Origin of the sequence: Fundidesulfovibrio terrae, assembly GCF_022808915.1 — a bacterium.
Taxonomy (GTDB): domain Bacteria; phylum Desulfobacterota; class Desulfovibrionia; order Desulfovibrionales; family Desulfovibrionaceae; genus Fundidesulfovibrio; species Fundidesulfovibrio terrae.
This window is the reverse complement of record NZ_JAKZFS010000004.1, coordinates 42,089-66,722: the sequence shown is the minus strand read 5'-3', so window position 1 is coordinate 66,722 and position 24,634 is coordinate 42,089. Positions and strand designations below refer to the sequence as shown.

The window sequence follows — 24,634 nt, the reverse complement described above, 5'->3', positions numbered from 1 at the left end:
GAAAACAAAATCCCCTTGGCTCGAATTTCGCGTTGACAGCCCCGGGTTGCGGCGGTAAATGTCCCTTCCTTCGCGTCGGGATGTAGCGCAGTCTGGGAGCGCACCTGAATGGGGTTCAGGGGGTCGGAGGTTCAAATCCTCTCATCCCGACCAGCTAGATCAAGGGCTTACGGTGAAAACCGTAAGCCCTTTTTCTATGGCCTATGGGATAACCCTGATGAAATATTTAGGACCTAGCCATAAAACAATTCTGGCCCAGTGCACACACCTCCCTGTTTTAGCGATTACTCAATATCAACAACTACAGCAGTACACCTGCCGACTCACGTGCCGACCCTCTCTGAAGTTTACAAATCTTCGTTGACAAATCTTACAGTATAGAGATTTCAACCCCACGGCTTCAGCTCAACACATGACATTTATTATACAATAGGTGGCGTATACATTTTGCAGAGCTTTCTCGCCTGTTTATCTCCATCAACCATCGGCCAGGGTATCGTGAGCCATGCGTGACAGATAATCGCGAAACCTGTGCGGAGGAGGAAGAATGCGCCACTCAAAGCTCATCGCCGTCTGCAGCCTGATCGCGACCGTGCTCTGTTATTCATCGCCCGCCTCGGCCGCGATTTTGCCCGGTGATATCGTTTCGTCACCGGTTTTGATTTCCGGCCTGGTCGAAGGCGCCGCCTTTACGAACGTCACGGTCGCCACCTTCAGCGATTTGAACCCCGGCGCTCTTGCCGACTATACGGCCGCGATCCATTGGGGCGACGGCACGACGTCACCTGGCGACATCACCAGCGGGGGTGGTGGATCCTTCACCGTGACCGGATCGCACACTTACGCGGATGAGGGAAATTATTCGTATTCGACAGACGTCACCTTTTCACCCCTTCCGTTGACCGCCATCGGAATAAGTGAAACGGCGGGCGTGGCCGACGCCGCCCTGAGCCTTCTCTCCACCGCTCCCCCGATCCCGTTCACGCCAGGCGTTCCCCTGAGCAACTTCCTGTTAGCGACCTTTGGCGACGCCAACCCATTTGGCTCGGTCATAGATTTCACGGGGATGATCGATTGGGGCGACGGCACGCAAACGCCGGGCATCATCCTCGCCGGAAGCCCGGGTGAGTTCGCATTGGAGGGGTCCCACACATACGCCGGCGGCGGGAGCTTTCCGATTTCGATCGGCATTAAAGACACTGGCGGCGCTTCGCTGCGCACGACGACCACGGCGAGCAGCAGGAGCGTCCCCGAACCCTGCACCCTGGCCCTCATCGGCATCGGCGCTCTTGGCTTGCCCTGGCTGCGCCGCAGAAAGGTGAACCCCTAAAACGGAAATACCCATGGGACTCGGGGCGGGGGGGCAAATCCTCTCATCCCGGCCAGCGCGATCAAGGGCTTACGATGAAAATCGTAAGCCCTTTTTCTTTTCACAACACTTTTCACAGGCCCGCCTTGCGCTCTCCTCCCAAAGTCCCTGTCCGGATTCCGCAAGAGTGCCTGCCGGATATATTTCATGTTGAGTTATCGACACATTACGCATACCTAACTCCTCGAAACATCCAGGCAATTTCACATTGACCCGCACTCAACACAAGGAATGGTGCCCGGCATGAAACGTGTTGCCCTTGTCGCCGCCGTGCTCTCCCTGGCCACTCTCATCGCCTCCGCGCCCGCCAGCGCGGCAGGGAAGTTCAACCAGCTCATCGGCCTTGGCGACAGCACCCTGGACACAGGCTATTTCCGCTATGCTTCCACGGGAAACGCGATGCTCAACGCGAATCTCGTCTCAGCCATCGCGGCCGGGGCCCAGGGCGGGTTCGCCGGACCGGGCGTGATGACCACCACCATGCTTGGGGGCCGCTTCGGCCTGAGCGCCCAACCGGTCAGCGCCGGTGGAACCATCTACGCCAACGGCGCCGCCTATACGACGCTCCTGAGTTTCACCCCCGGCGGCCCCTCCATCCCGGGAAGTCTGCCCGGGAACGTGGCCACGACCCAGCAGATCGCCAATCACCTTGCCTCCGGGGGAGGCGCAGCCAATCCCAGCGCCCTGTATGTCGTCAACACCGGCAACAACGACCTGATCTTCGTGCAGAACCAGAGCGCAGCCTGGATCGCCGCCAACCCCAACTTCCTCAGTAACGTGGCTTCCCAACTCACTCTGAGCGTGGCCGCCCTGCAGGCCGCCGGAGCCCGCACCATCATGGTGCCCAACACCTTCTACACCTCGGCCCTGTTGGACCTTGGCGGCGTCATCCCCGCGAGCAACGCCGATTCCTACGCCCGGGCCATCAACTACGGGAATACGAAGTGGACGTATCTTGCGGCTGCGGGCGTGCGCTTCATCCCCGCCGACCTCACCAGCATGTTCCGGTTCGTATCCACAAATCCCACTCTGTTCGGATTCACGCCGTCCTCGGTGCTGTCGTCCAACGCCCCTTCACCCGTGGCCGCCCTGTTTACCAGTTGGGCCGACATCACCCCCCTCCAGATGCAGACCTATCTCTTCATCGACGGCAAGCACCTGACCACGGCTGGACAGCAGATAGAAACCGATTACGAGCACAGCCTGCTCGTTGCGCCAAGCCTCATGTCGCTTCTGGCCGAAGGCCCGGTGCAGGGCGGCCTCGCGCGCGCGGCCACCATCCAGGGACAGATCGACCTGTCCGGGCAGCACCGAGGCGACACCGGCATCAACGTCTGGGCCAGCGGCGGGGTCAGCTCGCTTCAAATCAAGAACTACTCGGGCTTTGTGGAAGATACCGGCACCCCGTTCGTGGGCTCCGTGGGCGCGGACTATCAGACCAGCTTCGGGCTCATCCTGGGCGCGGCCTTCGCGGCCGGCACCCAGACCCAGAACTTCTCCCAGGGGGCAGGACATTACGACCAGAACGACCAGGCCATAAGCCTCTACACCGCCTACAAATACGGGCCGGTGTGGGGAAACGCCGTGGCCTCCTACGGCCTGTACCAGGACAAGGTCAGCCGCAACGCGCCCCTGGGCCTGTTCATGGACGAGAACAGCGCCAACACCACCGGCGATTCCCTGGGCTTGGCCCTGCGCCTGGGCGGGGACCTGAAGTGGGGCCTTGTGACCACCGGGCCGGTAGCTGGCCTGGTGCTGCAGCGCGTGACCATCAAGGGATTCACCGAGTCCGGATTGAGCGGCGTCACCGCCCTTTCCTACGGCGAGCAGAAGCGCGATTCCGCCGTCACCCAGCTGGGCTGGCGGATCCTCGCTGACGTGGGGCGGTTCCAGCCCTTCGCCGAAGCCAAATGGAACCACGAGCTGGCCGACCCCAAGCGCACGGTGAAGGCCGCGCTCACCACCATTTCAGCCCCCGCGTATTCCATGGACGCCGTGCCGGTGACCACCGATTGGGGCACCGTGATGTTCGGCACATCCTTCAAGGTGAGTGAGCGGGTGATGCTCAAGGCCTCGTTCTCCACCATGTTCAGCAACCCGCAGACGGTGACCTACGGCGGCGAACTGGGCGTGAACGTCAGTTTCTGATGGCGTCGTGCCTGGGCGGTTTTGCAAGAGATACTGACATTCTGCTTATGGGGTTCAAGGGGTCGGAGGTTCAAATCCTCTCATCCCGACCAGAATTTCCCCAAGGGAAATGACCGGTTAACGGAAAGTTAGCCGCCCCTTTTCGCAGAAAGGCCGCGCATGCTGAGCCCGATGCGGCCGCGCTGCAAATCGACGTCCACCACCCGCACCAGCACCTCCCGTCCGACGGACACGACCTCCGCCGGGTCCGACACGAAGCGGTCCGCCAGCTGGCTCACGTGCACCATTCCGTCGCGGTGCACGCCTACGTCCACGAAGGCCCCGAACTTGGTCACGTTGGTGACGATGCCGGGCAGTTCCATGCCGGGGGTCAGGTCCTCGATACGGTTCACGCCCTCGGCGAAGGCGAAGGCGCTGAAACCGGCCCTGGGATCCCGGCCGGGCTTTTCCAGTTCGGCCATGATGTCCGTCAGGGTGGGCATGCCGATGTCTTCCGAGACGTACTCCTCCAGGCGCACCCTGGCCCTGGCGGAGGGGTCGGACAGGAGCTGGTCCACGGTGCATTGCGCGTCCCGGGCCATGCGCCGCACCAGGGCGTAGCGTTCGGGGTGTACGGCGCTCGCGTCCAGCGGCTCTTCCCCGCGCACCCGCAAAAATCCGGCAGCCTGCTCGTAGGCCTTGGGCCCGAGCCTTTTGACCTTGCGCAGGGCGTCCCGGGAGCGGAAAGGGCCGTTCTCGTCGCGGTGCGCCACCACGGCCTTGGCCAGGGCCGGGCCCAGCCCGGACACCGCCGTCAGCAGCTCCTGGCTGGCCGTGTTCACATCCACGCCCACGGCGTTCACGCAGCTCATGACCACGTCGTCCAGGGCCCGGCGCAGCCCGGCCTGGTCCACGTCGTGTTGGTATTGGCCCACGCCGATGGATTTGGGGTCGAGCTTCACCAGCTCGGCCAGGGGGTCCATGAGCCTGCGCCCTATGCTTACGGATCCGCGTACGGTCAGGTCCAGGTCAGGGAATTCCCGCCGCGCGGTCTCCGACGCGGAGTAGATCGAAGCCCCGGCCTCGTTCACCAGCACCACGGGCAGCCCAAGGCCCAGCTCGCGCACGAAGGCCTCGGTTTCCCGGCCCGCGGTGCCGTTGCCGATGGCTACGGCCTCGATCCGGAAGCGGGCGCACAGCTCCTTGAGCAGGGCGGCGGCGATCTCCCGCTGGCCGGTCGATGTGGTGGGATAAATCGTGGCGTGGTGCAGAAGCCCCCCCTGGGCGTCCAGCACGGTGAGCTTGGCCCCGGTGCGGAAGCCCGGGTCCAAGGCCAGCACCCTCTTCTGGCCCAGGGGCGGCGCCAAGAGGAGCCCGCGCAGGTTGGAAGCGAATACGCGGATGGCCTCGGCGTCGGCCCGGGCCTTCACCTCGGCCCGGACTTCGCTCTCCAGGGACGGGGCCAGCAGGCGCTTGCACCCGTCGGCCAGGGCGGTCTCCACCTCCCGTGCGTCCGGCCCCCGGCCGCGCACCCCGCACTCCGGCGACCGCCGGGCCAGGTCGAGAATCTCTTCCTCCGGCGGCCGCAGGCTAAGCGACAGGAACCCCTCGGCCTCCCCCCTGAACATGGCCAGGGCGCGGTGCCCCGGAATGGACCGCAACGGCTCATCCCAGGCGAACCAGTCGCGGAAGGTCGCACCGGCCTCCTGCTTGCCCTTGACCACCTTGGACAGAAACCGGCCGCGGCGAAAAAAGAGGTCGCGCACGGCCGCCCGCAGGCGGGGGGCCTCGGCCATCTCCTCGGCCAGGATGTCCCGGGCCCCGGCCAGGGCGGCCTCCACATCTGGCACCCCCTTGCCCGCATCCACGAAAGGCCGGGCAAGGGGCTTGGGATCGCGGCCCTGCTGGGCCATGAGCGCCCGGGCCAAGGGTTCCAGCCCCCGTTCCCGCGCCATGGACGCCCTGGTGCGCCGTTTCGGCCGGTACGGCAGGTACGCGTCCTCCAGCCTGGCCTTGTCCTGGGCTATCTCCAGGGCCGCCTGCAACTCGGGAGTGAGAAGCCCGCGCTCTTCCAGGGAGGAGAGGATGGCCTCGCGGCGTTTGTCCAGTTCGGCCAGTTCCTCCAGGCGGTCACGGATGGCCGCAACGGCCACTTCGTCCAGGGAGCCCGTGGCTTCCTTGCGGTAGCGGGCCACGAAGGGGACCGTGGCCCCCTCCGCCACCAGCCTGGCCACGGCTTCCACCTGGGTCACGGACAGGGACATTTCCTTGGCGATGCGGGAGCTGTACTTTTCGTTCACGCGGATACTTCCTTGGGTCATACGGCCGCGCGGCATAGCCGGACGCGGCCCCTGGTCGTTATGACACTTTTGCGCCAAGGAAAAGCGACCTTCCCGTCGGTCCGGCAATCCAGCCCGGGCAGCTCATGCGGAGGCCGGACGCTGGACTGCGGCCAGGCGCAGCTTGCAATGCCCTATAATAATCTCCTCATCCGCCTCCCCACCGGTTCTGCCGTGCGGGTCCGGGAATTAAAATCCGCCGGAGAATATGCAAAAGTGCGGCTGAAGCACTTGATTAGAACCACGGGCCAGCATAGGAGCATTTAATCTAGACTTCACAACCGGAGCCTTCATGCGCCGAACGGCCAAGACTCCGTGCCCGTGTCCCGGTGTGCGGCAACACGTGTGAATTCGATCGGAATCGAAAGTTCGTTCCATGACCGGCCATACACCATGGCCCAGGAGACGACATGGCTCCGGGAACCGGAAAATCTCTCATTCAGGCAGCATGGGAACGTTACATTACTGGCTCTTTCTCCAGGAGAATTCGCTCGCTTAACATCAGTAAGCCCCTCCTCCTCTCTTCAATTCTTATGATATGCATCCCATCAATCCCTACATACATCCTGTACACGACATTTAAATCTCATATTCTTTTGCGAGAAGAATATGAATCCCGCAAAATAACAACCCAACTAGCGGATCTTGTTTCCGGAAACGAGCTCAACAGCGACACGGAAATCAGCGACAAATCCCTGATAAGCAACATAATAAAACTCATCAACAGTTATGACATTTACAACGTAAGGATATATTCGAAGAATGGAGTTGAGATATACTCGTATGCTGATCAGCATTTTGGCAGAAAAAACGAGAATGATTATTTTGAAACGATAGTCAAAAAGGGGTCCACCTACCAAAAGCTCGTCGACAAGGGACACCGGTCGGCTGGCGGATCGAAAATCACGAAAGACGTCATCGAAACCTACATCCCCATCATGCGCGAGGGCACATTCGCCGGGGCGGCCGAGGTGTATTCGGACATAACCCCCACCACCACGGACATGAGAAACGCGCTCGGCATCGTCCTCGCGTCCTCGTTGGCCCTGGGCCTGTCGCAGCTCGGAATCCTCGTGTTCGTCAACCGGCGCGCGATCCAGGCCAAGTCGGACCTTGCCGTGGCCGAGGCCCGATACGACCGGGACATCGCCAAGGCCCGGCTGCTCCAAAGCGAACAGCGGTTCCGCTCCCTGTTCGAAAACACTTCGGACGCCATGCTGCTCCTCGACGACGAAACCATCCTCGAACGCAACCCCGCCGCCGCCGCCCTGATGCGATTTCCCGCCGAATCCCCGACCGGCGGCCTTACCATGAACGACATCTCCCCGGCCTTTCAGCCCGACGGACACCGCTCCGGGGAGAAACTCGCCAGGATGCTGTCCTCGGCCCGGGAGAGCGGTTCACACATGTTCGAATGGACGTTCGTCCGGGCAAGCGGGGAAGCGTTCCAGGCCGAAGTCATGCTCACGGTGGTTGAAATCCAGGACCGGCAGGCTTTTCTCGCCGCCCTCAGGGACATCACCAAACGCAAGATCGAGGAAGAGTCTCTCAGATCCGCCAACGACGAACTCGAGGCGACCGTTCAGGAACGGACCGCCGACCTCAACCGAACCGTGGCGGAACTCCGCGAGGCCCGCGACGTCGCGGAGGCGTCGACTAGGGCCAAGTCGGAATTCCTGGCCAACATGAGCCATGAGATCAGGACTCCGCTCAACGGCATCCTCGGAATGCTGGAACTGCTGAAAGTCTCGGCCCAGAGCGGCGACCAGAAAGAATACCTGAAGGCCGCGATCAAATCGACCCACCGCCTGACCGGACTACTTTCCGACATACTCGATATTTCAAAGGTCGAGGCCGGACAGTTGCACATCGTCGAATCCCCTTTCGACATGAACAAGACAAAGCAATCCATCAAGGAACTCTTCGACTCGCAAGCCAGCACGAAAGGACTCAGGCTGGAATTCCACACCGGGGAGGACGTCCCTCCGGTGCTCATCGGGGACGAGGCGCGCCTGCGGCAAATTCTTTTCAACCTTGTCGGCAACGCCATCAAATTCACCGACACGGGCCGCGTCCGGGTCGAAGCGTCCCTGTTGCCGGGATCGCGCGGTTCGAATGTCCGTGTCCTGGTCACTGTCAGCGACACGGGCATAGGCATCACCGACCAGAACCTGAAGGTCATTTTCGAGCCGTTCGTTCAAGCGGAGAGTTCATACACCCGGCGTTTCCAGGGCGCAGGCCTCGGGCTCTCCATTGTCAAGCGGCTGGTGGCGCTGATGGGCGGGAACGTATCCATCGAGAGCACGGCAGGGGAAGGCACGGCCGTACACCTTTCCCTGCCCTTCAAGGTCCCGGAGGAAGCCCCTTCCGAAGCGGACGAGCCCAGCCCCGCGTTCCTCCCGGGCTCGGAGTCCCCGTTGCGGATTCTGTTCGCGGAAGACGACGCGATAAGCTCTCTTTCCGGCAAGTGGATGCTCGAGAAATACGGGTTCGCCGTCACCACCGCCAAGGACGGCAAGGAGGCGCTTCAGCTTTTTATCGAGCAGGATTTCGACCTGGTCTTCATGGATGTCCAGATGCCCGCCCTGGACGGAGTGGAGGCCACCAGGCGCATCCGCGACGGGATTGCCGGAGCGGACAAGGCACGCATCCCTGTCATTGCGCTGACCGCCTTCGCCATGGCCGGGGACAGAAGCAAATTCATCGAGGCGGGCATGACCGACTACCTCGCCAAGCCGGTGGACATGGACTCGCTCTGCGAGGTCATCAAACGGGTGTCCGGCAAGTTACGCGCCTAGGCCGGCCGCTATCCCCCTGGTGCGGCGCGGACCTTGGCGTCATTCGTAGACGGGAACGGCCTTGGCCCCCTCCAGTTCCAGCCAGCGCAGGAAGAAAAAGCGCTTCAGCACGACACGCATGCGCCTGTGCCCCTGCTTCAGCGTGAGCCCGGGCGCCAGGAAAACCTCGATGCCGTCGATCGATTCAACGCGGTAGCCCGCCGCATCCAGGGGGGCTCCCGCGCTGACGAAGGGGATGTAACTACCTGTTACCCTTTTTGAGGAACAGGCTCAGCCCCCCATGGCCGACTCGAACTTGAAGCCGACACACAGGGAAGCGGACCGTTTCCGGACATAGGCCGCCGCTTCGGGTTCGATAACGATCATGGCCGCATCACTCCGTCGTTTACGCGAGGTTGTGCGGACACGCCGCGCGCCATGGCCTGTCCGGCGGTCCCCGCAAGGTCATGGCCCAAGGCCTGCCCGGCCTATGCCATCGTGCCGTCGGCTTTCCAGCCGCGCAGGCGGTAGTAGTCGGCCAGCAGGGTCTCCATCTCGGCCGCGGTCAGGCTCCGGCCGTCGGGCAGGGCCTCCCGGTGCAGGCGCCCGGGCAGGCGGTCGTCCTTGGCCGTGAGCCCCTCGCGCAGGTTGAACTCCCGGGTGAGGTTAAGGACGCGCGCGGCCTTGCGCCTGAGCTCCTCCCTGGAGGCGTCCAGGCCCGTGACCAGGCCCACGGCCTTTTCCAGCTCCTCCCAGGTGTACATGTCCCGGTAGAAGCGGCAGAGGATGAGGGTGTCGAAGATGGTCAGGCGGTCCTCGTAGTCGGTGAGCATCTCGGCCTTGCCCTCGATGGCGTCGGCGGGGATGAACCCGGCCAGCTCCGGCTTGTAGAACGTGGTGCGCAGGTGGCAGGCCCCCCTGGGCGACGTGCCGTAGGCCAGGCCCATGCCCTTGAGCGCGCGCGGGTCGTATCCCGGCGGCTCCATGCCCTTGACGTGGATGGCCAGGTCCGAAAGCCCCCAGGCCTCGGCCGTGGGGATGATGCCCTCGGCCATGAGCGCGCCGTGGCCGCTCCGGGCGGCGATGTCCTGGATGAGCCTGCCCACGCCCTCGAAATCGCCGTAGTCCAGGCCCAGGTCCAGCTTGCCCCGGCGGCAGGCCTCGATGGCCAGGGCGCAGAGGTTGCCGGCGGTGATGGTGTCCAGGCCCAGGCGGTCGCACAGGTCGTTCAGCCAGACGATCTCGTCCATCTCCTCGATCATGCACAGGCCGCCGAAGGCGTAGATGGTCTCGTATTCCGGCCCCTCCAGCTGCAGGCCCTGGTGGCGGCCCTTGGTCAGCCTGGCCATGCGCCCGCAGGCCATGAAACATTTCAGGCAGGCGTGTGGGGTGACGTCGTGCTCCTTGTGGAAGGTCTCCCCGCTGATCTTCTGCCAGTGGTCGCAGCTGCCCTGGCTCCAGTACTTGGCGGGGAAGGCCCCGGCGGTGTTCATGAGCGCCACCATCATGGTGGTGCCGTAGGCTTTGTAGGCCTTCACGCCCTTGTTTTCCTTGCCCGCCTTGGCGAACTCCGAGGCGTAGGCCCGCACGCCCCTGGGGTCGGCCAGCCCGCGCTTGCGGTCACCCTGGAAGACCACGGCCTTGAGCCGCTTGGAGCCCATGACCGCGCCCACCCCGGCCCGGCCCGCGCAGCGCCAGAAATCGTTGGCGATGAGCGCATAGCGCACCAGCCGCTCCCCGGCCGGGCCGATGACCACCGCGCCCGGCGCCCCGAAGCCCGGTTTGTCCACGCCCAGGGAGTCCCTGGCCGCCCGCTCGGCGTCGTAGGTTTCCATGCCCCACAGGGACGAGGCGTCGTGGAACGCGCAGCCCTCGGGATGGATAGCCAGGGCCACCGGACGGTCCGAAGCCCCCTCGATGACCACGGCGTCGAATCCGGCCCGGTCGATGGCCTCGGGCACTTTGCCCCCCGAGTAGGATTCGGCGTAAAATCCGGTCAGGGGGGACTTGGTGAACACACCGTAGCGGCTCCCGCCCCAGACCGGGCCACCGCAGAAGGGGCCCGTGGCGAAGATCAGCCGGTTGTCGGGGCCCAGGGGGTCCGCGCCGGCCGGGTTGCGCGATAGGAGCAGGCTCGTTCCCAGGCCCTTGCCGCCCAGCACCGACTCCAGAAGCTCGGGCGCGAGGGCGTCGATCGAGTACTTCCGGTTGGTGAGGTCCACCGTGAGTATCCTGCCGTAGAATCCGAACATGGGCGTTCCTTGTTGTTGTCTTGTTGTGTTTTGGCGCGCCCGCGCGCAGGCGGCACGGGCGCGCCGTTTCACTCCCCGGGGCCGATTGCGGTCCCGGGGAGCGGGGAGCGCCGCGTCAGAGCACGCACCTGTATATGGCCTCGGCGTCCTCGACCTTGAGCAGGCGCGGGTTGTTGGCCAACAGGCGCGTCACCTTCATGACCCCCTTGGCCAGATCCGGGATGTTCTCGTCCTTGACCCCGAAGGCGCTCAGCCTGGCGGGCACCTGGAGGTCGGCGGAGAGCACGCGCATGGCGGCCACCGCCTTGAGGGCCGCGTCCCGCTGGGAGAGCCCGGCCACGTTCTCGCCAAGCACCTCGGCCAGGATGGCGAACTTGGGGATGTTCCCCAGCATGTTGAACTCCATGACGGGCACCAGCATGATGCTGTTGGCCACGCCGTGGGGGATGTGGTACTCGGCCCCGATGGGGTAGGCGAAGGCGTGCACCGCCGTGACCCCCGCGTTGGCGAAGGCCATGCCCGCCAGCATGCTGCCCTCCAGCATCCTGGCGCGGGCGTCCACGTCCGAGCCGTTGGAGAACGCGGTGCGGATGCTGCCGTACACCAGCTTGATGGCCTGGAGGGCCAGCATGTCGGTCATGGCGGTGGCGTTCTTGGAGGTGAAGGCCTCCACGGCGTGGATCAGGGCGTCCATGCCGGTGGCCGCAGTGACGTGGGACGGCAGGCCCAGGGTCAGGAGCGGATCCAGTATGGCCGTGGACGGGAAGAGATGGGCGCTGACGATGCCCTTCTTGAGCTTCTCGTGGTGGTCGGAGAGGATGGCGATGGGCGTGACCTCGCTGCCCGTGCCCGCCGTGGTGGGCACCAGGATCAGCTTGAGCCCCGGACGCGGCACCAGGTCGATGCCGAAGTACTGCGAAACCGGCCCGGCGTTGGTGGCCAGGATGGAAGACACCTTGGCCACGTCCTGGGCCGAGCCGCCGCCGATGCCCACGATGAGTTCCGCCCCGGCCTGCTTGACGTGCTCGGCCGCCTTGATGGCCGTCTCGTAGGAGGGGTCGGCCTCCACCTCGTCGAAGCGCGTGGCCGCTATCCCGGCGGCCGCCAGGAGCTCCTCCAGCTTGGCCACCAGCCCGGTCTTGACCAGCCCGGGGTCGGTGACGACCATGACCTTGCCCGCGCCCAGCCGCGTGATCTCCGCTCCGATGCTCTCCAGCGCCCCCGGCCCCATGACGATCCTGGCCGTGGTCTGGAACGTGGTGATCCTGTTCATGTGCTCACCTCATGGATGTTCGTTCGTGGATCCCGATACGTCCGGCGCCTACTCCTGCCCGATCTTCTTGTTGAAGACGGGGTCCTTGTGCTTGTCGTAGCGCTCCCACTTGCGGAAGAAGTCCTTGCCGTAGATGAGCAGGCACAGGACGATGCCCACGCCGAAGGCCGCGGCCGCCTCGCGGGTGATGAGCACGGCCGCGATGATTCCGGCCACGCCCAGGTCGTTGAAGGTCTTGGCCTTGAGGATGCCCACGCGCACCGCCACGTAGCCCTGCACCAGCATGGTCAGGGACAGGGCGATGGGTAGGATGGGCTTCACCAGGGTGACGATGGGGGAGAAGAAATACCCCGCGAACGTCCCCCAGCGGAAGGAGCCCACGCCGCCGTAGAGGCTGTCCATGGCTTCGGGGCCGTGCTTGTAGCGTTCGCACTCCACCACCTGCATGGCCGCCCACATGGGGCCGCACATGGAGATGTCCGGGCCGAGCATGGACATGCCCATGTTGCGCAGGCCCACGATCTGGTTGTTGCGGTTGGCGTTGAAGTGGATGTCCTCGTCGCCGTGGCGGTGCTCGCGGGCTTCGTCGATAAGCGCCTCGGCCTGGATCAGCTCGCCGAAGAGCACGATGTACACCGCGAAGACCAGGGGAGCGGCGTCAAGATACATGCTGATGGGCGGCCAGCCGATGCGCTCGGCGAAGGGCGTCCATTGGGTGAAGAGCTCCGTGAACTGGGGCACCGTGAATCCCCATTTGATGTCCGGGAGCGGAAGCTCCTTCACCAGCGGGGCCACGATGATGGCCAGCACCAGGGCCGGCATGAGGCCCAGGTCGGATATGTGCTTGAGGAGCGTGCTTTTGGAACGCAGCGTTTTGAAATGGTTGGAGAAGAGAATGTAGAAGGCGAAGCCGATGGAGATGGTGATGGTCCAGGGATAGGAGTCGAAACGGCCCCCGGACTGGAACACCAGGCGCACGGCCGCGATGCCCGCCCCGAGCAGAATGCCCGATTTCAGTGCGTCCGGCACCAGGTCCACGAAGCGCTTGGCCATGCCCGTGGCGCCCAGCAGGAAGGAGAACAGGCCCAGTTCGAACTCGAAGGCGATGAGGGCGTGGATTCTGGGCACGCCTTCCGGGAAGGTCTTGAGCCACAGGAGCAGAAGCGGGATGGCGGGAGTGATCCAGCCGGGCACCACGGGGTCGCCGAGGTGGGCGTGCCAGAGGTAGAAGAAGCCGTTCAGGATGACGATGGTGATGGCGATCTCGAAAGGCATGCCCAGGTATTCCTGCAGGAGCGGAATGACGCCCAGGCACACGGCGCACATGAGCAGGCCCTGGATGAAATCGGGGGGCTCGAACCGGTAATGGATGAACGGGAGCCGGAGCTGGAATGGCCCGAGCGGGATGAAAGGTTGCTGTTTCCCAAACTCTCGCTTCAAGGCAGGACCCAAAAGACCCATAATACCCCCCTTTCGTGAATGTGAGACGATTCTTCCTGAAGACACCTCTACGTAATGCGGGTTGAAGGTTCGGCCGGGACAGGCCTGTCCCGGCGCACATCGCGTCCGCCGCGCGGCGGGTGGGCGCATCCAGATTGCAACACTGGCGGCAAAAGCGCCCCTGATGCAGTTTTCGGCTTATTATGCCAGACGTGACATAATGCTTCGGAATGTCACGATGCAGGCCAGGCCATGGGACACGCATTGAACATGCATATCCCTGAGCAACTATTGTGCTTGGATTGATAAGGGCTATGATTACGGACGGATACGGTCTGGAAGCGTCTCAAGGGGAGTTGCGGTAATGCGAACAAGAATGCACATATTCATTTATTCAAACGGAATTATTGAAATTCTCTCAAACGCGACAGTCGCAGCTATGCGACAAACGCCTTGACCTGCCGCCCCGTCACTTCAACAGGCCGTACTTGGCGGCCTTGCGGTAGGCGGTGGCCTTGTCGATGCCGAGCTCCACGGCGGCCTTCTGCCAGCTCCCCAGCCTGCGGCAGGATTCCTCAAGCAGGTATGACTCCACCTCGGCCACGGCCTCGCTCATCTTCGATCCCCGCCTGGGGATGTACGCGGACCGCCGGATATGGCCGGGGAGCTCCTCCATGGTGATCTCGTCGTCCGTGACCGTCACCAGCAGCCGCTCGATCAGGTTCTCCAGCTCGCGCACGTTGCCCGGCCAGGGGTACTGCACCAGGGCGTCCACGGCGCCGGGGCTGAGCGCCTTGCGGTATCCGAAGCGCCGGTTGAACTTGTCCAGGAAGTGCATGGCGAGAAGCGGGATGTCCTCCGTGCGCTCGCGCAGGAGCGGCAGGTGGATGGGCACCACCATGAGGCGGTAGTACAGGTCGCGGCGGAATTCCCGGCGCTCCACCATCTTCTGGATGTCGCGGTGGGTCGCGCCGATGAGCCGCACGTTGACGTTGACGTACTTGGAGCCGCCCAGACGCATGATCTGCTTCTCCTGGATGGCCCGCAGGAGCTTGGCCTGGAGCACCATGGGCATGTCCCCGACCTCGTCCAGGAACAGGGTGCCGTTGTTGGCCAGCTCGAAGAGCCCCGGCTTGCCCTCCTTGCGCGCCCCGGTGAAGGCCCCGCCCTCGTAGCCGAACAGCTCCGTCTCCAGCAGCTGCTCGGGCAGGGCCGCGCAGTTGATGGCGATGAACGGCTGGAGCGCGCCCTTGCCCTTCTTGTGGATCAATTTGGCGATGAGTTCCTTGCCGGTGCCGGAGTCGCCGGTGATGAGCACCGTGGAGTCCACGTAGGCCACCTTGGTGGCGGTCACCAGCGCCTGGGCCATGGCCCGGCTGCGGAAGATGATGTCGCCCGCCTCGATCTGCAGGGAGCGCAGGTAGGAGATCTCGCTCTCGTACTGCAGGGTCTTTTCCTGCGTCTTGATGAGCTGGTCGCGCAGGTTGATCAGGTCGGTGATGTCGCGGACGTTGGTCACCACCCGGTAGAGCTTGCCCGCGTCGTCGAACACCGGGCTGCCCGTCACCAGCATGCGCCGCTCGCCCCTGATGGTCTGGTTGAGGGTGGCGGCCCGCTCGGTCTCCATCACCAAGAGCGTCACCGACTGGTCGTAGTACTTCTCCTCCACCAGCTGCGCCATGGTCTTGCCTACCACCTCCTCGGCGGTGATGCCGGTCATGCGCTGGTAGGCGTCGTTGACCAGCAGCACCTTGCCCCCCCCGTCGGTGATGAAGATGCCGTCGTAGGAGGAGTTGATGATGGCGCCCAGCTCCTTGATGTGGTCCTTGACGTAGTGCAGCTCGCAGGAGGTGTGCTCCAGGATGGACACGTCCTGGAAGACGCTCACGCCGCCCACCAGCTCGTCCCCGCGCAGGATGGGCGAATGGCTGGCCATGAGCACCACGTTGTTGAGGGCGATCATCTGCCCGAACACGGGCTTTCTCTGATCCAGGGCCTGGGGGAGCAGGGAGTGCGGGACCACCTCGGCCACGTTCCTGCCGATCATCTCGGACCTGGCCAGGCCCAGGAAGGACTCCACCCCGCTGCTGGCGAGGGTGATCGCCCCGTCCCTGTCCACCGCCAGCAGGCCGATGGGCGAGGAATCGAGGATGCCATGGAAGTCTTCCATGGTGTGCCGGAAAATGTCCTGCATGGCCGACGGTCCTCCCTGATGGCCACCGGGTCCGCGCGGGCGGGCCCACGGGGGATGGCGCTCCCGTCCTAGTCCAGCCCATGGCCGGAGTCCAGCCGGGAGCGCGGGCCGCCGGGTGCACGTCCGGGAGAACGGCTGCACATGTGCACGGTCGATGTGCAGCCGGCTGCACGAATCGTGAGAACCGGAAAATCGTCAACACTTGGAAATAATTTATTTTTATCCATGGAACACCATTTGCTTAGGGAGGTCATGCTCAAAAGTGGAGTAAAATAGGAGTATATGACCATGAGAAAGCTCGCCACCACCGCCCTTTTGTTCGCGCTGCTCTCCAGTGCCTCCCTGGCTTCGGCCCAGACCGTCACGACCCAGAACCCCTACGCCTGGTCGCCCATGTTCTCCTTCTGGGGGACCCAGGCCACCACGCCCACCATCGGCACGACCACCACCCATGCCCAGGCGACCGCGACCACCAACACGTCCGCCCTGCAGGAGCTCTGGTCGCTCATGCCCATGTTCAGCTTCTTCAACTTCTCGCGCTGATTTCGGCCGCGTTCCGGCCCCTCGAACAATATAACCCCCTCCGCTCCGCGCGGACCGGGATCAGGAAGAAAACAATGACCAGACGTTCGCTGAAATACATCGCGGTCCTGTGCGTCTCCATGCTGCTCATGAGTTCGCTCGCCTTTGGAATGGGCATGGGCGGCGGCAACGGCGGGGGAGGAAATGGCGGAGGCGGCGGGGGCGGCCACGGCTCCTCGGGTGGTTCCTCGGGTGGTTCTTCCGGCGGCATGGGCGGCGGCAACGGCGGCATGGGCAGTTCCGGGGGGATGAGTTCTTCCGGAGGCATGAGCAGTTCCGGCATGTCGGGAAGCGGCGACATGAGCGGATCGAACGGCCTCATGTCCAATCCGGCCGGCATGACCAGCTGGAAGGCGACGACCAGCCCGAACACCGGCATGAACGGCCAGTCCGGCAGCGCCGCGCAGGGCCAGACGCTAAATCCCCCGAAATAGGGACGCCGCGAGCTCTCCGCCCCTTTCCGGTCCTGGCCGCCAGCGTGGCCGGGGCCTGTGGGGGAGAGCGGGACGTGCGGGAGAGGCGCTTCGGCACCTGACAGCCCGGGAGACCCCAGGATAACCGGCCGTAAACGCCCAGACCGTTGCCATAAACCTGGAAAGGAGCTACGCTAAGTGCTGGGTCCTTTCGATTTTCACCACAACGCGGGATGCGCCATGACCACTCAACCTCTTCGTCCGCGCCGCGCGCGCCGGTGTCCGTTCCGCCGTATCGCCGCCGTGGCCTGCATCGTCCTGGCCGTCGCCGCCAATGCCCGGGCTCAGGACATGGATCTGCAATCCCTGGTCGGCGAAGCCCTCAAGAACAATCCCGAGATCGCCGCAGGGCAGTCTCGGGTGGAGTCGGCCAGGCACCGCATCCCGCAGGCCAAGGCCCTGCCCGACCCCATGGTCTCGGCCGGGTACACCAACGAGGGGCTCAGCCAGTACACCTTCGGCAACTCCTACGATTCCGTGTGGGCCTTCGGCGTGTCCCAGACCGTGCCCTTCCCGGGCAAGCTGGTGCAGAAGGGCAAGGTGGCCGAGAAGGAAATGGAGACCCTGGGCCTTCAGTACACCGCCCTGCGCCTGGCCACGGTGGCCCGGGTCAAGGAACTCTATTACGACCTGTTCACCGCCCACCGGACCATCGACATTCTTCAGGAAAAGGCCAAGCTCCTCGACCAGGTCGAGAAGTCGGCCCTGGCCCGGTACGCCTCGGGCATGGGCGACCAGCGCGATGCGGTCATGGCCCAGACCGAAAAATACATGCTGCTGGAAAAGGCGGAGATGGTCCGCCAGCGGCTTTCCACCCTGGAGGGCATGCTCAACTCCCTCCTGGGCAGGGACGTGAAGTCTCCCCTGGGCACGCCCGCCGAGCCCTCGAAAGCCCCCTACAAGAGAAGCCTCGACGACCTCCTGGTGAAGGCGTCCTTCGATTCGCCCGAAACCAAGGCCCGGATGAAGAAAGTGGAGAAGGCCGAGGCCAAGGTGTCCCAGGCCAAGGCTGAATTCGTGCCCGACGTGACCCTGTCCGCCGGGTATTCCCAGAAAGGGTACAAGGTCAGCCAGAGCCCGCAGGTGGTCACCGGCGCGGACAGCTCCGGCTCGGACGCGTCCACCCCGGCGGGAAACAAGCAGAAGTGGACGGACATGTGGAGCGCCAGCGTTTCCATGACCGTGCCCATCTTCTTTTTCGTCAAGCAGGCCGAGGGGTTGAAGGAGTCCAGGTCGGACCTGGCGGAATCGAAGTACGACCTGGAGGCGGGCAAGAACATGATCGCCTCCTCCATCCGGGAAAACTACTCCATGCTCCAGTCCGCCGAACGCCTGAGCGAACTGTTCGCCTCGGGCACCCTTCCCAAGAGCCGCCAAGATTTCCAGCTGGCCATGGCCGGGTACGCGGCGGGCAAGGGAGACATCTACGCGGTGGTCTCGAGGCTTAAGAGCGTCCTGGATTACGAAGTGCAGTACTGGGCGCAGCTGGCCGAAAAGCAGAAGGCCGTGGCGCGCCTGGAAAGCCTGGCCGGCATCACCGACGGCATCACCCTCCCCAAATCTCTCGACACCGGCAACGGCGCGGGCAAGGACGCCATGGCCGGTGGGCAACACGCCAACTCCGACATGAAATGAGGTTCATCATGAAAAGCAAAATGAAGGTTCTTTCCATTACGGCCGCGTCCCTCCTCGTCCTCGGCGGAATGACCGGGCTGTCCGGTCCCGGCGCGGCCCAGGCCCAGATGCAGCACGGCGGCCAGTCCGGCTCCGGGCAGATGCACCAGATGACGCCCGAACAAATGAAGCAGATGTCGCCCACGGACATCCGCCAGATGACGCCCGAGCAGATCCATCAGATGCCCCCCGAACAGATGCGCCAGCTGACTCCCGACCAGATCCGCCAGATGTCGCCGGAACAGATGAAGATGATGACGCCCGAGCAGATGAAGATGATGTCCCCTGAACAGATGAAGGCCATGCCGTCCGAGCATGGCGGGATGAAGATGGACATGGCGCCCGAGCAGAAGCAGACGCCTCCCGGCCAGATGAAGGAAATGACGCCCGAACAGATGCAGCAGATGAACCAGGGCCAGCAGTAGTCCCGAAACAACCAAGCACGGAGAGATGTCATGCAGGCTTTGGCCATGACCGCGAAATCGGCGTTGACGGCCTGGGGGCTGGCGGCATGTTTGCTCGCCGCCATGATCCTGCCGCACCATGAGGCTCTGGCCCAATCCGGCGCGCAGGGCGGCATGGAAGGCATGGACATGGGCAAGCCCGCACCGTCGCCACCGCAGCAGCATGGCCAATCCATGCCCGGCATGGACATGAGCAAGCCCGCCCCGACTCCGGCTCCCCAGCAGAAAGGCCAGTCCATGGACTCCATGCCCGGCATGGATATGGGCAAGCCGGCTCAGGCTCCGGCCAAGCAGCCGAGCCAGTCCATGCCCGGCATGGACATGGGGCAGGGGGGCAAACCCCAGACGCCGCCGGCCGCGGCGGACCACTCCGCCCACCAGGCGGCGCCCGCCCCCTCGGGACATGAAGGCCACCAGATGGCAGCCCCCGCGCAGCAAGCCGCGCCGGCCGACTCCATGCCCCCCATGGCCATGATCACCCCGGAGCAAGCCAAGCTGATCGGCGTCACGGTCGCCCAGGCCGAGATGCGCCCCTTCAAAGTGATCATCCGGGCCACTGGCCGCGTGGCTGTGGATGAAACCAAACTGGCTACCGTGACCACCAAAACGGAAGGCTTCATCGAGCGCCTGATGGTGGACCATACGGGGCAGGCGGTCAGGAAGGGCGAGCCGCTCCTGGCCCTTTACAGCCCCGAGGCCTTTGCCGTGCAGCTCGAATACCTGAACCTGCTGCGCTGGAAGAACTCCGCCCCGAAAACCTCCGACGCCTCTCCCGGCGAGTACAGCGCCATGGTCGCATCGGACAGCCAGGCCCTGCTGGCGGCCGCCAGGCAGCGCCTGTCGCTCCTGGACGCAGGTGGCCTAGCCTCCCAGGTGGAGAAGACCGGCAAGCCTTCCAGGACCTTCACCCTGGTCAGCCCGGTGAACGGCTACGTGACCGCCCGCCAGGCTACCCTGGGCATGCGGGTCATGCCCGGAGAGAAGCTCTACGACCTGGCTGACCTGAGTACGGTGTGGGTCCTGGCCGACGTGTACGAGGAGAACCTGCCCTACTTCCGCGAAGGCCAGACGGCCCTGATCACCCTGACGGGAGTGGGAGGCAAGCCCCTGACCGCCAAGGTGGCCCAGATCTATCCGGTGGTCGCCGGGGATACCCGGACGGCCAGAATACGCTTCGTGCTGCAAAATCCCGACGGATTGCTCAAGCCGGAAATGTACGCTGAGGTCCTGATGGGATCGGACCTGGGCGCCCGGCTGGCCGTGCCGGAGTCGGCAATCATCGACACCGGCGTCCGGAAGGTGGTCTATTTCGAGTCCAGCCCCAACAACTTCGAGCCCCGCGACGTGACCACCGGCGTGCGAGGCGGCGGCTTCGTGGCCATCGAAGGGGGCCTGTCCCGGGGCGACAAAGTGGCCTCGTCGGCCGCCTTCCTCCTGGATGCGGAAACCCGCCTGAAGAGCGGCGGGGGTTCGATGGCCGGCATGGACATGGGCCAGTCCGACAACAAGAAGTAAGCGGCGCACCACCATGATCATCCAGGACATCATCGGTTTCTCCGGCCGCAACAAGCTCGTCATCGCCCTCATGTGCCTGGTGCTGGGCGCCTGGGGAACGTGGGCCATGAAGAACGCCCCCCTGGACGCCATCCCGGACCTCTCGGACCCCCAGGTCATCATCTACACGGAGTGGCAGGGCCGCAGCCCCGACCTGGTGGAGGACCAGGTCACCTACCCCATCGTCACCTCGCTCCTGGCCGCTCCGGGCGTCCAGTCCGTGCGCGGCTTCTCCTTCCTGGGGTCGTCCTTCATCTACGTCATCTTCAAGGAAGGCACAGACATCTACTGGGCGCGCTCGCGCGTGCTGGAATACCTGCAGTCCGTGCGCAGCAAGATCCCCGCCGACGTGAACCCCGTGCTCGGCCCGGACGCCACCAGCCTGGGCTGGGGTTTCTCCTACGCCCTGGTGGACAAGTCCGGGAAGCTCGACCTGGCCCAGTTGCGCTCCCTGCAGGACTGGAACGTGAAGCTGGCCCTGGAGAGCGTGCCCGGAGTGTCCGAGGTGGCCTCGCTCGGCGGCTTCGTGAAGCAGTTCCAGATCACTGTGGACCCCAGGCGGCTGTTCACCTATGGCCTCCCCCTGCAAAAGGTGCTGGAGGCGGTGCGCCAGAGCAACAACGACGTGGAAGGCCGGGTCATCGAAATGTCGGGCGCGGAATACATGGTCCGCGGGCGAGGCTACGTGCACGGGCTCGCCGACCTGGAAAACATCGCCGTGGGCACGGACAACCGGGGAACGCCCATCTACCTCAAGGACGTGGCCAGGGTGAGCCTGGGGCCGGAAATGCGCCGGGGACTGGCTGACCTGAACGGCCAGGGCGAGGTGACGGGCGGCATCGTGGTGGTGCGTTTCGGGGAGAACGTGCTTTCGGTCATCGACCGGGTCAAGGCCAAGATCGCCGAGATCGAGCCTTCCCTGCCCCCGGGCGTCACGCTCGAGGTCACCTATGACCGCTCCGACCTGATCCATCGGGCCATCTCCACCCTCACCGAAGAGATCATCAAGCTCACCATCGCGGTGAGCGCGGTGTGCATCGTCTTCCTCTTCCACCTGCCGAGCGCGCTGGTGATCATCCTCACCCTGCCGCTGGCCATCATCATATCCTTCATCTGCATGAACGCCCTGGGCGTGACCTCCAACATCATGAGCCTGTCCGGCATCGCCATCGCCATCGGCGCCATGGTGGACGCGGCCATCATCATGGTGGAGAACGCCCACAAGAAGCTGGAGGACTGGGAACACGCGGGCAGGCCCGGGTCCAGGTCCCAGGTAGTGCTGGAAGCCGCCCAGGAGGTAGGGCCGTCGCTGTTCTTCTCCCTGCTGGTGATCACCGTGGGCTTTCTGCCGGTGTTCACGCTCCAGGGGCAGGCCGGGCGGCTCTTCAAGCCGCTGGCCTACACCAAGACCTTCGCCATGCTGTTCTCCTCCTTTTTGGCCATCACCCTGACCCCCATGCTGATGACGCTCTTCATCAGGGGCAAGGTGCGCTCGGAGGACAAGAACCCCCTGAGCCACGTGCTGCGCGTGCTCTACCATCCCTTCGTGCTGCTGGCCCTGCGCTTCAAGAAGACGCTGATCTTCCTGGCGGTGATCGTCATGGCCGCCACGGTCTGGCCGGTGATGCACCTGGGCACGGAGTTCATGCCCCCCCTCTACGAGGGGACGCTCTTCTACATGCCCTCGACCATGCCAGGCATCGCCATCTCCGAGGCGGCAAAGCTCCTCAAGCTCCAGGATTCCATCATCGCCTCCGTGCCCGAGGTGGCCCAGGTCTTCGGCAAGGCCGGACGGGCCGGGACGGCCACGGACCCGGCGCCCATGGAGATGTTCGAGACGGTCATCAACCTCAAGCCCGAGTCCCAGTGGCGCCCGGGCATGACGGTTGAGAAGCTCAAGGACGACCTCGACAAGCGGCTCAACATCCCGGGCACGGAGAACGCCTTCACCATGCCCATCAAGGCTCGGGTGGACATGCTCTCCACCGGCATCCGCACCCCCGTGGGCATAAAGATCCTGGGGCCGGACCTGGCCGAGATCGAAAAGATCGGCACCCGGCTTGAGGAAGTGATCAACAAGGTCCCGCACACCCGCTCAGCGTTCGCGGACAAGGTGAACACCGGCTATTACCTGGACATCTCCGTGAACCGGCAGGCGGCGGCGCGCTACGGGCTCTCGGTGGCAGACGTGGAGGACGTCATCGAATCCGCCATCGGCGGGCGCAACCTGACTACCGTCATCCAGGGGCGGGAGCGCTATCCCGTGAACGTGCGCTACCCCCGCGAACTGCGCCAGGACATGGACACCATCAAGGCCATGCTGGTCCCGGTCGGGGGCGAGGGCGAGCAACCCAAGCCCCAGATGGGGCTGTCCGGCCCGCGCAGACTCCTGCAGATTCCCCTCGGGGAGCTGGCCAACATCAAGGTGACCAACGGACCCTCCATGATCAAGAGCGAGGGGGGCATGCCCACGGCCTACGTGTACATCGACTTCTCGGACACCGACGTGGGCAGCTACGTGAACAGCCTCAAGAAGGCCGTGGCGGAAAACGTGCAGCTGCCCGCCGGATACCGCCTGGTCTGGAGCGGCGAATACGAGAACCTGGTCAGCACCCAGGAGCGCTTGCAACTGGTCATCCCGCTGACCATCTTCATCATCTTCATGCTCCTGTACTTCAACACCAAGTCCTTCGCCTCCACCTGCATCGTGCTACTGGCCGTGCCCTTCTCCCTGGTGGGGTCCTTCTGGCTCCTGTACCTGCTCGGCTACAACCTGAGCATCGCGGTGTGGGTGGGCATCATCGCCCTGGCCGGGCTGGATGCGGAAACCGGCGTGGTGATGCTTTTGTACCTGCAGCTGGCCCACAAGGATTGGCAGGACAAGGGGCGGCTCAAGACCCTGGCCGACCTGAACGAGGCGGTGGAGCACGGCGCGGTCAAGCGCATCCGGCCCAAGATCATGACCGTGGCCGTAATCCTGGCGGGCCTTCTGCCGGTTATGTTCGCGACCGGTGCGGGCTCGGACGTGATGAAGCGCATCGCCGCCCCCATGATCGGCGGCGTGGTGACCTCCACCATCCTGGAGCTGCTCCTCTACCCGGCCATCTTCGCCCTGTGGAAGGGGCGGGAGTTGCGCAAGGCGGGCCCGGGGGCCGTTTCCGCCTAAACATCCACGCCCGGAAACGGGGAATTTCCGCGCGTCATATTGCCGAAGCGGCGCCCATGGCGTATCAGGTTCGCCATACTTGAGAACCACGCCTTGAGGTGCGCTTGAGCCGCAAAACCGTCCTGACAACCATGGCCGTCATGCTGGCCCTCGCGGCAGGAGCCTGGTTCGTCCTCCCGCCCGGCGGGAGGGCTGACTATCTCGGGCGCTACAGGAAGGAACTGCGCGTGGGCTTCGCCAACGAACCGCCCTACTCCTTCAGTGACAACGGAGAGGTCACCGGAGAAGCCCCGGTGGTCCTCAAGCACGCGGCGGAGAAACTCGGCCTCGTCAACATCAGGTGGGTGCTCATGAGCTTCAACTCCCTGATCGACGAACTCGTGGCCGGACACATCGACGTCATCGCGGCGGGCATGTTCGTCACGCCGGACCGCGCGGCCCGAATCCGTTTCTCAATCCCCACGGCCATGGTCGGCCAGGGCCTTCTGGTGCACGAAGGCAACCCCTACGGCCTGCACTCATACGAGGACGCCGTGGCCCGGCAGGGGGTCCAAGTGGCCGTGCTGGACGGAGCGGTGGAGCAGGGCTACCTGCGCGCACTCGGCATGGCCGAATCCCGGATCTTCGCCTGCCAGGACGTGGAGACAGCCCTGTCGGCCTTGCGGTACCAGCGGGTGGCCGCCCTGGCCTTGTCCTCCCCTTCGGTGGGCTATCTGGCCGTGAAGTCCGGCGGGACGCTGGAAGCTGCCTTTCCCTTCGCGGACCCGGTCATAGGCGGGGAAAAGACCGTGGGCACGTGCGCCCTGGGCTTCCGCAAGACCGACACGGCCCTGGCTGAAGCCTTCGACCGGGCGCTCAAGGACTTCATAGGCTCTCCGGAACACCTCGAACTGCTCGCCCCCTTGGGATACGGCCCGGCCAACGTGCCCTCCCTCCGGGACTGACAGGCA

General features: G+C 64.3%; 15 protein-coding genes and 1 tRNA gene. 11 read left to right on the top strand and 5 right to left on the bottom strand.

Annotated features, from left to right (window positions below):
- Nucleotides 1-76: 76 nt before the first annotated feature.
- The 3 genes from ML540_RS13120 to ML540_RS13110 all read left to right on the top strand — a co-directional run bounded on the left by ML540_RS13120 (nucleotide 77) and on the right by ML540_RS13110 (nucleotide 3,517).
- Nucleotides 77-153, top strand: a tRNA-Pro gene (locus tag ML540_RS13120).
- A 394-nt stretch (nucleotides 154-547) separates the two neighbouring features.
- Nucleotides 548-1,330 (top strand): PEP-CTERM sorting domain-containing protein, encoded by a 783-nt coding sequence (locus ML540_RS13115; RefSeq protein ID WP_243361842.1) that lies wholly within the window; start codon nucleotides 548-550, stop codon nucleotides 1,328-1,330.
- Nucleotides 1,331-1,612: 282 nt separating this feature from the next.
- Nucleotides 1,613-3,517: an autotransporter outer membrane beta-barrel domain-containing protein gene (locus tag ML540_RS13110; RefSeq protein WP_243361839.1), complete on the top strand. Its 1,905-nt coding sequence runs from the start codon at nucleotides 1,613-1,615 to the stop codon at nucleotides 3,515-3,517.
- A 128-nt stretch (nucleotides 3,518-3,645) separates the two neighbouring features.
- On the opposite strand, the gene ML540_RS13105 is transcribed toward ML540_RS13110, so the two are convergent.
- Nucleotides 3,646-5,817: a Tex family protein gene (locus tag ML540_RS13105; RefSeq protein ID WP_423747893.1), complete on the bottom strand. Its 2,172-nt coding sequence runs from the start codon at nucleotides 5,815-5,817 to the stop codon at nucleotides 3,646-3,648.
- A 428-nt stretch (nucleotides 5,818-6,245) separates the two neighbouring features.
- Here ML540_RS13105 and ML540_RS13100 point away from each other — a divergent pair, with 428 nt between their 5' ends.
- Nucleotides 6,246-8,633: an ATP-binding protein gene (locus tag ML540_RS13100; RefSeq protein ID WP_243361834.1), complete on the top strand. Its 2,388-nt coding sequence runs from the start codon at nucleotides 6,246-6,248 to the stop codon at nucleotides 8,631-8,633.
- Between the two features lie 467 nt (nucleotides 8,634-9,100).
- On the opposite strand, the gene ML540_RS13095 is transcribed toward ML540_RS13100, so the two are convergent.
- The 4 genes from ML540_RS13095 to ML540_RS13080 all read right to left on the bottom strand — a co-directional run bounded on the left by ML540_RS13095 (nucleotide 9,101) and on the right by ML540_RS13080 (nucleotide 15,771).
- Nucleotides 9,101-10,864: an aldehyde ferredoxin oxidoreductase family protein gene (locus ML540_RS13095; protein ID WP_243361832.1), complete on the bottom strand. Its 1,764-nt coding sequence runs from the start codon at nucleotides 10,862-10,864 to the stop codon at nucleotides 9,101-9,103.
- A 115-nt stretch (nucleotides 10,865-10,979) separates the two neighbouring features.
- The gene (locus tag ML540_RS13090; protein WP_243361830.1) at nucleotides 10,980-12,137 is read right to left on the bottom strand and encodes an iron-containing alcohol dehydrogenase; all 1,158 of its coding nucleotides are present in this window, start codon (nucleotides 12,135-12,137) and stop codon (nucleotides 10,980-10,982) included.
- Between the two features lie 48 nt (nucleotides 12,138-12,185).
- A complete protein-coding gene (locus ML540_RS13085; RefSeq protein ID WP_243361828.1) occupies nucleotides 12,186-13,577 on the bottom strand; it encodes a hypothetical protein in 1,392 nt (463 codons plus the stop codon).
- Between the two features lie 469 nt (nucleotides 13,578-14,046).
- Nucleotides 14,047-15,771, bottom strand: a complete 1,725-nt coding sequence (locus ML540_RS13080; RefSeq protein ID WP_243361826.1) for a sigma 54-interacting transcriptional regulator — start codon at nucleotides 15,769-15,771, stop codon at nucleotides 14,047-14,049.
- Between the two features lie 288 nt (nucleotides 15,772-16,059).
- Between ML540_RS13080 and ML540_RS13075 the strand changes: the two genes are divergently transcribed.
- The 7 genes from ML540_RS13075 to ML540_RS13045 all read left to right on the top strand — a co-directional run bounded on the left by ML540_RS13075 (nucleotide 16,060) and on the right by ML540_RS13045 (nucleotide 24,628).
- Nucleotides 16,060-16,314 carry a hypothetical protein gene (locus ML540_RS13075; RefSeq protein ID WP_243361824.1) on the top strand — a complete coding sequence of 85 codons (255 nt, stop codon included), beginning with the start codon at nucleotides 16,060-16,062 and terminating at the stop codon, nucleotides 16,312-16,314.
- 74 nt (nucleotides 16,315-16,388) lie between these two features.
- Entirely contained in the window at nucleotides 16,389-16,787 is a 399-nt protein-coding gene (locus tag ML540_RS13070) for a hypothetical protein (protein WP_243361822.1), read from the top strand.
- A gap of 219 nt (nucleotides 16,788-17,006) precedes the next feature.
- On the top strand, nucleotides 17,007-18,461 hold the full coding sequence (locus ML540_RS13065; protein WP_243361820.1) for a TolC family protein: 1,455 nt from the start codon (nucleotides 17,007-17,009) through the stop codon (nucleotides 18,459-18,461).
- An 8-nt stretch (nucleotides 18,462-18,469) separates the two neighbouring features.
- A complete protein-coding gene (locus ML540_RS13060) occupies nucleotides 18,470-18,925 on the top strand; it encodes a hypothetical protein (protein ID WP_243361818.1) in 456 nt (151 codons plus the stop codon).
- Nucleotides 18,926-18,970: 45 nt separating this feature from the next.
- Nucleotides 18,971-20,479 carry an efflux RND transporter periplasmic adaptor subunit gene (locus tag ML540_RS13055; RefSeq protein WP_243361816.1) on the top strand — a complete coding sequence of 503 codons (1,509 nt, stop codon included), beginning with the start codon at nucleotides 18,971-18,973 and terminating at the stop codon, nucleotides 20,477-20,479.
- Between the two features lie 13 nt (nucleotides 20,480-20,492).
- Entirely contained in the window at nucleotides 20,493-23,684 is a 3,192-nt protein-coding gene (locus ML540_RS13050; protein WP_279343436.1) for an efflux RND transporter permease subunit, read from the top strand.
- Nucleotides 23,685-23,788: 104 nt separating this feature from the next.
- Entirely contained in the window at nucleotides 23,789-24,628 is an 840-nt protein-coding gene (locus ML540_RS13045) for a transporter substrate-binding domain-containing protein (protein ID WP_243361814.1), read from the top strand.
- Nucleotides 24,629-24,634 lie beyond the last annotated feature (6 nt).